The organism is Azospirillum sp. UFLA03-27 (assembly GCF_059803775.1).
This window is the reverse complement of the sequence record NZ_JAUQTX010000261.1, coordinates 1-8903: the sequence shown is the minus strand read 5'-3', so window position 1 is coordinate 8903 and position 8903 is coordinate 1. Positions and strand designations below refer to the sequence as shown.

The 8903-nt window shown below is 71.2% G+C and carries 8 protein-coding genes; 5 read left to right on the top strand and 3 right to left on the bottom strand.

What is annotated here, in order from left to right:
* Positions 1-1515, bottom strand: a 1515-nt coding sequence (locus Q4I23_RS27175; protein WP_498528273.1) for a L,D-transpeptidase family protein, incomplete at its 3' end; no start/stop codon positions are given.
* A 351-nt stretch (positions 1516-1866) separates the two neighbouring features.
* On the opposite strand from Q4I23_RS27175, the gene Q4I23_RS27170 reads away from it, so the two are divergent.
* Entirely contained in the window at positions 1867-3000 is a 1134-nt protein-coding gene (locus Q4I23_RS27170) for a D-alanyl-D-alanine carboxypeptidase family protein (RefSeq protein ID WP_498528272.1), read from the top strand.
* A 10-nt stretch (positions 3001-3010) separates the two neighbouring features.
* On the opposite strand, the gene Q4I23_RS27165 is transcribed toward Q4I23_RS27170, so the two are convergent.
* The gene (locus Q4I23_RS27165) at positions 3011-3319 is read right to left on the bottom strand and encodes an Rdx family protein (RefSeq protein WP_498528271.1); all 309 of its coding nucleotides are present in this window, start codon (positions 3317-3319) and stop codon (positions 3011-3013) included.
* 245 nt (positions 3320-3564) lie between these two features.
* Between Q4I23_RS27165 and Q4I23_RS27160 the strand changes: the two genes are divergently transcribed.
* The 3 genes from Q4I23_RS27160 (at position 3565) to Q4I23_RS27150 (ending at position 6870) form a co-directional block, all read left to right on the top strand.
* Complete coding sequence (locus Q4I23_RS27160; RefSeq protein WP_454017598.1) at positions 3565-3954, top strand: hypothetical protein; 390 nt, start codon at positions 3565-3567, stop codon at positions 3952-3954.
* A 140-nt stretch (positions 3955-4094) separates the two neighbouring features.
* Entirely contained in the window at positions 4095-5123 is a 1029-nt protein-coding gene (locus Q4I23_RS27155; RefSeq protein ID WP_498528270.1) for an ABC transporter substrate-binding protein, read from the top strand.
* 19 nt (positions 5124-5142) lie between these two features.
* Positions 5143-6870, top strand: coding sequence for an ABC transporter permease (locus tag Q4I23_RS27150; RefSeq protein ID WP_498528269.1), 1728 nt, complete (start codon positions 5143-5145; stop codon positions 6868-6870).
* On the opposite strand, the gene Q4I23_RS27145 is transcribed toward Q4I23_RS27150, so the two are convergent.
* Positions 6871-7953 carry an ABC transporter ATP-binding protein gene (locus Q4I23_RS27145; protein ID WP_498528268.1) on the bottom strand — a complete coding sequence of 361 codons (1083 nt, stop codon included), beginning with the start codon at positions 7951-7953 and terminating at the stop codon, positions 6871-6873.
* A 65-nt stretch (positions 7954-8018) separates the two neighbouring features.
* On the opposite strand from Q4I23_RS27145, the gene Q4I23_RS27140 reads away from it, so the two are divergent.
* Positions 8019-8903 (top strand): MBL fold metallo-hydrolase (locus tag Q4I23_RS27140; protein ID WP_498528267.1); only part of this gene is annotated, 885 nt, incomplete at its 3' end.

Below are 8903 nucleotides of genomic sequence, written 5' to 3'. Positions count from 1 at the left end.
GTTATAGTCTCGTGGGCTCGGAGATGTGTATAAGAGACAGGGCTTCGGCTCCACCCGGCGCGGGGCCGAGACGGTTCCCGCGGCGGCCGGGGCCTGGCTGGCCGACGGTGTGGACGGGCTGGACGGGACGTCGTCGTAGATGCCCGGATGCACCCGCACGGTGCCGTCCGTCTCCACGCTAGAGGTCCAGTAGACGAAGCGGACCGGCACGGCGTTGGGCAGGGAGACCGTCTTGGTCTTGCCGCTGTCGAGTTGCCGCTCGATCGCCGCGGAGTCGAGCTTGGCGGGGCGCAGCAGGGTTTCCGCGACCATCCGCGCGTCGGCCAGCCGCACGCAGCCGGAGCTGGCGGCGCGCAGGTCGCGCTCGAACAGCCGCGGGTCGTTGGTGCCGTGCAGGAAGATGCCGTCGCCGTTGGTCAGGTTGAAGCGGAAGCGGCCGAGGGCGTTGTCGTCGCCGGGCTTCTGGACGATGCGGATGCGCTCCGGCGTCACCTGCCACCAGTTGATGCTTTCCGGCACCACCTCGACCCCGTCGAGATAGACGACGGCGTCCTTGATGCCGGTGTTGCCCTTCTTGCGCAGCACCGGCAGCTTGTCCTCGACCAGAACGGTCGGCGGCACGGTCCAGGTGGGGTTGATCGTCACGCTGGTGACGCGGTCCTGGAGCAGCGGGGTCTGGCGCGACGGGCGGCCGACCACGGCACGCATGGTGAAGTTCAGCTTGCCGCGCTCGATGAAGGACACGGTCTGGCTGGGCAGGTTGACCAGGATCACCGTGTCCGGAACCGACGCCTGGAAGGCGCGCATCGACGCGGTGGCGCCGCGCATCAGCTTGGCGGCCTCCTTGGGCGTGCGGTCGAGCGCCTGGCGCGTGACTTCGCCGACCTTGCCGTCCTGCATCAGCCCTTCGGACAGTTGGAAGGCGCGGACCGCCACTTCGAGCGTGTCGTCGAAGGTCTCGGTCCACTGCTCCTGGGTCAGGAAGCCCAGCTCGATCAGCCGGGTGGACAGGCGGCCGACGCGGTCGGCGGTGCGCGCCCGCACCTGGATGGCCAGGGCCGGGGGCGGGGGCAGCACCTCCACCACCGTGCCGGGCGTCGCCGTTCCGCTGAGCGCGTTGCCGGGCGTTGCCGACGGATCGGCCTGCGGGATCGGTTCAGCGGGCGGGGTCACGACGACCGTCGGCGCCGTCCCGGCGGCGGGGGCGGTGCCCTCCGGCACGTCGGACGGGCGCATGGGGCCGGGTGCGACCACGTCGACCATGCCGCCGTCGCCCTTCTTCAGAACGGAACCATAGCCCACGCGCGTTTGCTGCACGCGGGGCATGGCTTCCAGTTCGGCAGCGCGCTGGTCGATCCGCGCGATCCAGGTTCCCACGACATCCCGGCCCGTGGAGGTGCCCGAAGCGGTGGACGGCGCGGCCTGCGCGGGCAGGGCGAGCAGCCCGGCGAGGAGGCACGCGGCGACCCTCGCTCCGAGGGCGGGCCGGGCGCAGGTGCGAATGGTCGTCAGCATAATCGAAGCATCCCACGCGGCGATGAACAGACGGCTAACGAAAGGCTCTGTCCATACGTGAGGTCGCACGGACGACACGCGGGAACCAGCGCCCTTTCGGCATAAGACATCTGACGCCCGCGGCGGCGCGGCACAAGTGACATCGCGCCGGATGATGCTTCTGTGCCACAATGTGCACAGCAGAGTTGCCGCTGGGACACAGGCAACGGGAGAACCGTGCGTGATCGAATGGTAAATGGCGCCGCTCACGCCGGGACCGCAAAATCACACAAGGCGCCGAAGATTCGACACATTTTTTGTTAACCGCTTTCAGGGTACAGGAGGCGACCATCTCTCCATCCGGTCGCCATCATGCCGCGTTCGCCGTACGGTTTCGTCCTGCCGCTGCTTCTGTCCCTTGCCGTCGCCACGCCCGTTGCCCTCAACCCTGTGGACGCCCTCGCCAAGGCGGCCCAGGAGACGGTGCACAAGCAAGCGCCCAAGCTCACCGCCAAGACGGCCGCCAAGGCTGCGCCCCAGAAGGCCGCGGCGTCCAAGACTGCGGCGAAGCCCGCCGCCGTCCGGGCCGTGCACAAGGCCGCCGTCCACAAATCGGCCACCCAGAAGGCCGCCGTCCGCAAGGCCGCCGTCCATCGCACCGGCAAGGCGCGCCGCGCGGGGCGCGTCGCCGCCGGGGCCGCCGCCGGCACCGTGGCGGGTGCCGCCATCTTCCGGCCGGTCCACGCCTATGTGTTGATGGACGCGCAGTCCGGCCGGGTCCTCGATTCGGAGAACGCGGACACGCTGACCTACCCGGCGTCGCTGACCAAGATGATGACCCTGCTCCTGACCTTCGAGGCGCTGGAGCGGGGCACGCTGCGCCTGGACCAGGAACTGCCGGTGTCGCGCCACGCCACCAACCAGAAGCCGTCGCGACTGAACCTCGCCGTCGGCTCGACCATCCGGGTGGAGGACGCGATCCTCGCCCTGACGGTGAAGTCGGCCAACGACGTCGCCGTCGTGCTGGCGGAGGCGCTGGGCGGCAGCGAGGAACAGTTCGCCGAGATGATGACCGTGAAGGCGCAGGCGCTGGGCATGGCCAGCACCACCTTCCGCAACGCCTCCGGTCTTCCGCACAAGGAGCAGCGCACCACCGCCCGCGACATGGCCCGCCTGTCGCGCGCCATCGTGTCCCGCCCGGCGCGGGAATACGCCTACTTCTCGCGCACGCGCTTCGACTGGAACGGCACGGTGGTGCCCGGCCACAACCGGCTGCTCGGCCGGGTCGAAGGCTATGACGGCATCAAGACGGGCTTCATCAACCTCAGCGGCTTCAACCTTGCCGGCAGCGCCAGCCGCAACGGCCAGCGTCTGGTCGCCGTCGTGCTGGGCGGCACCACCGCCGCCTCCCGTGACCGCGAGGTCGCCGAACTGCTGGAGCAGGGCTTCGGCGCCGCGCCCCCCAAGCAGACGGTGGCCGTCACCGACGTGAAGGCCGTTCGCTAAACGTTTGTCCTCACGGGTCCGCCGGCCGCTTGCGGTCGGCGTGGCCGAGGGGCTTGTCCGGGGCGATGTGGTCGCGCACCCGCTGCTTCAGTTCGGTGATGTCGGGGAAACGGCCCTCCGCCTTGCGCGACCAGACCACCGCCGCGCCGTGTCGCACCTCGAAGATGCCCCCGGTGCCGGGCATCAGGGTGACGCCACCCAACTCCTCCTCGAAGGTGGTCAGAAGCTCCTGCGCCATCCAGGCGGCGCGCAGCATCCAGCGGCACTGGCGGCAATATTCGATCTGAAGGATGGGCCGGTCGGGGGCTTCGCTGGTCACGGTCCGCGCTCCTGTCGCTTGGGCTGTCGTCCTAAGGGTGCTGCCAAACGGCTTGTCTTCCAAGCCCTTCGCGCGACTCCGTTCGAAGAGGGGGCGTTGCGGCCTCCCCACAGAGCAGTATTGCCAAAGACGCTTTGCTTCATGACCCCTTCCGGCGCTTTGCTGGGGTCGGACCAACGAGGTGGAGCATGCCGGTACACACCGCAAAGCGCTTGTGGCGCCAGGAAACGGGCTGCGGATTCTGCATGCGGTCGGAAACCGGCGCCCTGTGGTGTCGTGGCCTGTGCCGCGACATCTCTTTGGCCGATCTCGTCCACCGCGTGCACGCGGTCCGCGACAACGCCATGCGGCTTGAGGTTTCCACCCTGCTGGTGACGAAGCCGGTACCCCTGCACGCCGTGCCTGGCGAAGAGAACGCGTCCGCAGCCCGCGCCGCCCAACTCCGCGGTGCGGCGGTGGACAGCATGGTGCGCAGCCTGTACCGCCTGCGCAAGAGCGCCAACGCCGTGGCGCGCTCCGCCGACCGGCTGGAGGCCACCCGCAACGCGCTGGCCGTCGGCAAGGAGGAATCCGCCTCCGTCGACCCTCCCTCCGCAGGGCGTCCCCTTTCCCTGAGCGGCCTCAATCGGGTATGACGCTGACGACCGTCCGGAACGGCCGCCGTCACGCGGCTGTCATGGTTCTGGCGTAAACAAGGGCCTTCGTCCGCATGCCGGGGCAATCCAGTGGGGGCTTCGGACCGGCGGAGACGCGACCAGAGAGGGAAACGGGAGACATGAAGGCCAAGCGCACACACCTCGCCGCGGCGTTCGCCGCCATCGGGACGACCATCGCCGCCGCCGCCGGCGCGCTTCTGCTGGCCTTGCCCGCCCACGCTGCTACGGACAGGCCGGCCGGCAAGCTGGTCCTCTACACCTCGCAGCTCGAAGCCGACGCGAAGCAGACGGTGGACGCCTTCAAGGCGAAGAACCCCGGCGTCGAGGTCGAGTGGGTCCGCAGCGGCACGACCGAGCTGATGAACAAGCTCCGCGCCGAGATCGCCGCGGGCAGCCCGCAGGCCGACCTGCTGCTGATCGCCGACGCGGTGACCATGGAGTCGCTGAAGGCGGAGAAGCGCCTGCTGGCCTACAAGGACGCGCCGGTCCAGGGCTACCGCCCCGGCACCCACGATCCGGACGGCACGTGGTTCGCCACCAAGCTGATCACCACAGGCATCGCCTACAACACGGCGGCGCCGATGAAGCCCTCTTCCTGGCTCGACCTGCTGAAGCCGGAGGCCAAGGGCACCACCGTGATGCCCAGCCCCCTCTATTCCGGCGCCGCGGCCATCCACATGGCCGCCGTGAAGGAGCAGCCGGACCTCGGCATGGCCTTCTACGAGAAGCTCCAGGCGAACGGGACCACCGCGGCCAAGGGCAACGGCGGCATCCTGAAATCGGTGGCGAGCGGCGAGAAGCTGTACGGCGTCATCGTCGATTACCTGCCGATCCGCGAGCAGGCCAAGGGCGCCCCGGTCGCCTTCGTCTTCCCCAAGGAGGGCGTCAGCGCGGTGACCGAGCCGGTCGCCATCCTGAACACCAGCAAGAATCCCGACGCCGCCAAGGCCTTCATCGCCTTCCTGCTGAGCAAGGAGGGGCAGGAGCTGGCCTCCCGCCAGGGCTTCCTGCCGGCGCTGCCGGGGGTGGCGCCGCCGGCCGGCTTCCCGGACACCTCCTTCATCTCGCTGATGCCCTATGACCCGGCCAAGGCGCTGAAGGACGACGAGGCCAACAAGAAGGACTTCGCCGACCTTTTCGGCGGCTGAGCCCATCCGGCGATTGAAAATGAGTCTTGCCACTTTCAGCGACCGGCGGCCTTTCCACGCCGCCGGTCGTTTTTCCGTTTCCGGGGCGCCGCTGCTGTTCGCGCTGGCCGGGCTGATCGTCCTGCTGCCGATCCTGCGGCTGGTGTGGGAGGTTGCCGGGCCGATGGCGACGGGCGATCTGACGGCGCTGACCCGCGTCCTGACGTCCAAGATGACGTGGCGCGCCACCGGGAACAGCGTTACCATCGCGGCGGGGGCCACGGTCGTGGCGGCGGCGCTCGGCGTGCCCTTCGCGCTGCTCTGCGGCATGACCGACCTGAGAGGCAAGACGGCGCTGGCCTTCTGCCTGATCCTGCCGCTGATGATCCCGGCGCAGATCGTGGCCTTGTCGTGGATTCACCTCGCCGGCTCGGGCAGCCCGCTGCTGAAGCCGCTGGGCCTCGCCCCGGCGCCGGGCACGCCGAACCCGGTCTATTCCTCCGCCGGGATGATCCTGGTCATGGGGATCGAGCACGCGCCGCTGGTCTTCCTGGCGCTGCGCGCCGCCCTGCGCGCCGTGCCGCGCGATCTGGTCGAGGCCGCGCAGGCGGCCGGTGCCCGGCGCGGGCGGGTGCTGCGCACCATCGTCCTGCCGCTCAGCCTGCCGGGTCTGGCCGCCGGTCTGGCCCTGTCCTTCGTCGCGGCGCTGGGCAATTTCGGGGTTCCGGCGCTGCTCGGCATCCCAGCGGGAATTCCGGTGCTGCCGACGCTGATCTACCGGCGGCTGGCGGGCTTCGGGCCGTCCGTGCTGCCGGAGGTCGCGGTGCTGGCCGTGCTGATCGGCGCCATCGCCTGCGTCGGCATCGCCGCGCAGATGGCGCTCCAGGCGCGGGTGGACGCGCGGGTGATCGGCGGCTCGGCGCCCGCGGCGGTGCTGCGGCTGGGCCGGGCGCGGCGCCCCTTGGAAATCCTCTGCTGGACCGTGGTGGCGCTGATCCTGGCGGCGCCGTTGGCGGCGCTGGCCTCGACCAGTCTGATCCGTGTCTACGGCCTGCCGCTGGGGCCGGAGACGGCGACGCTGGCGCATTACGCGACGGTGCTGGGGCTGGATCAGGTGGGGCGGGCCTTCACCAACTCGTTCGTCCTGTCGGGGGTGGCGGCGCTGCTGCTGATCCTGCTGGCGATCCCGCTGGCCCACGCGATGGCCGGGCCGGGAAAGGGCGGGCGGCTGGTCCGCGCTGTCGGTGTGCTGATCGAACTGCCGCACGCGGTGCCCGGCGTGGTGCTGGCCATCGGCTGCATCCTGGTCTTCCTGAAGCCGCTGCCGCTGCTGGGCGTCAGCCTCTACGGCACGCTGGGGATCATCCTGGCGGCCTATCTGGCGCGCTTCCTGTCACTGGCCCTGCGCCCGGCCCAGGCCGCCTGCGCCGCGCTGGACCCGGCGATGGAGGAGGCAGCGCGCGCCTGCGGCGCCGGCCCGCTGCGCCGCCTGCGCACCATCGTGGCGCCGCTGGTGGCGCCCGCGGCGGCGGCGGGCGGGGTGCTGGTGTTCCTGACCGCCTTCAACGAGCTGACCGTGTCGATCCTGCTGTGGTCGCAGGGGCGGGAGACGCTGGGCGTCGTCGTCTACGCGCTGGAGGAGGGCGGCAGCCCGACGCTCGCCGCGGCGCTGAGCGTGGTGACGATCGCTGTGGTCGTGGCGGTGCTGTTGGCGGTCGGCTGGCTGGGGCGGCGGCTGCCGGCGGGGATTATTCCCTGGCGGGGGTGATCACACCCCTTCCGGCACCACCCACCCGTCGCGCACCACAAGGCGCAGCGCTTCGCCCGGCGCCACCTGCGCGTCGCCGGACACCCGCAGCAGCAGGCGCACGCCCGGCGCGACCTGCGGTTCGGCCTCCACCAGCACGAAGCCGCCCTTGTAGGCGGCGCGCACCACCGTCGCGGCGATGGGTCCGTCCGCCGCCGGCTCCAGGTCCTCAGGGCGCAGGCAGACCAGCGCCGGCCCCTCCGGCTGGCCGGGGCGGCAGCGGATCAGCGCCTCCGCCCCGAACAGGCGCACCCGCACGCGGCCGTCCGCAACCGCACCCGTCGCCACGCCGTCTACCACCGCGCCCTGGCCGACGAAGCCGGCGACCATCCGCGTCGCCGGTTCCCGGTAGAGCGTGCGGGGCGCCGCCACCTGGGCCAGCCGCCCGTGATCGAGCACGGCGATGCGCGTTGCCAGAGCCATCGCTTCGGCCTGATCATGGGTGACGTAGACCATGGTGGCGCCGGTCTTGGCGTGGAAGTCGGCGAACTCCTCCTCCATCGCCGCGCGCAGATGCACGTCTAGGTTGGCGAGCGGTTCGTCCAGCAGCACCAGCTCCGGACTCATGACGAGGCAGCGAGCCAGGGCCACGCGCTGCCGCTGGCCGCCCGACAATTCGGCGGGGTGGCGCGCATCGAAGCCCGACAGCCCCACCGTGTCGAGCGCGGCGCGCACCCGCTGCTCCCGCTCCGTGCGGGGAACGCGGGCGGTCTCCAGGGGGTAGGCGACGTTGCCGGCCACCGTCATGTGCGGCCACAGCGCGTAGGACTGGAAGACGAGGCCGATCCGCCGCTCCTCCGGCGGGACGTGGGTGCCGGGGCCGGACAAGGTGCGGCCGCCGACCGTGATGCGCCCGCCGTCCAGCCGCTCGAACCCGGCGACCATGCGCAGCAGCGTGCTTTTCCCACAGCCCGACGGGCCGAGCAGGGCGAGAAACTCCCCCGCCGCCACGTCGATGGTCACGCCGTCCACCGCGGGGGCGGGCGTCCCGGCATAGTGGCGGGAGGCGTCGTCGATCAGCAAGGCGGGAGTCTGAGTGGTCATGGCACCGGAAGTCGCGCTATTCAGGAAGGCGGCGAGGGATAGGCACAGTGCGGAACGGGGGCGTGATGTCAAGTGACGCTGCGATGACGGGGGCTATGACGGGGCGTGGACAGAAGGTTCGGCTGCGCGCCCTGTCGGGGCTGGGCAGCAAGGGGCCGGCCTGCTTCCTGGCGATGGTCGGCGGGGCGCGGCTTCTGCTCGACCTCGGTGAGGGGCCGGACGCCGGGTGCCTGCCGCCGCTGAGCGGGGCAGGGCGGGTGGACGCCATTTTGATCACCCACACCCACGGCGACCATGCCGGCGCCCTGGGCCTGCGCCACCGGGTCGGCAGCCCGCCGGTCTACGCCACGCCGCTGGCCGCCCGCCTCCTGCCGCCGACCGTGGCGGCCCTGCCGCTGCCGATCCGTGGGACCGTGGAGATCCAGGGTGTGCCGGTGACCACCGGGCGGTCCGGCCACGCGCCGGGCGGGGTGTGGATCCACCTGGGCACGGAGGATGGCGGGATTCTCTACATGGGCGATCATTCCGACGAATCGGCCCTGTTCCCCTTCGACCCGCCGCCGCCAGCGCGGCGGGTGATCCTCGACGCCTCCTACGGCCTGGACGACACCCCGCAAGCGGAGCGGCTGGCCGCGCTGGAGCCCTTCCTCCACGCGGGCGGCGCTCTGTTCCCGGTGGCAGCGGACGGGCGCGGGCCGGAAATGGCCCTGTGGGCGCTGGATCACGGCGTCGTCCCGGCCATCGACGACGCCCACCGCGCCGCCATCGCCCATCTGCTGGCGGAGGCCGACACCGCCCTGCGTCCTGGCGCGGAGGAACGGCTGCGCCGGCTGCTCGACCGCGCCAAGGTGCCGGGCGACCCGCGCGACGTGACCTTTGCCGCCGGCCCCAACGCCACCAGCGGCACCGCCGCCGAGCTGGTGGAGCGCTGGGGCCCTGTCTCTTATACA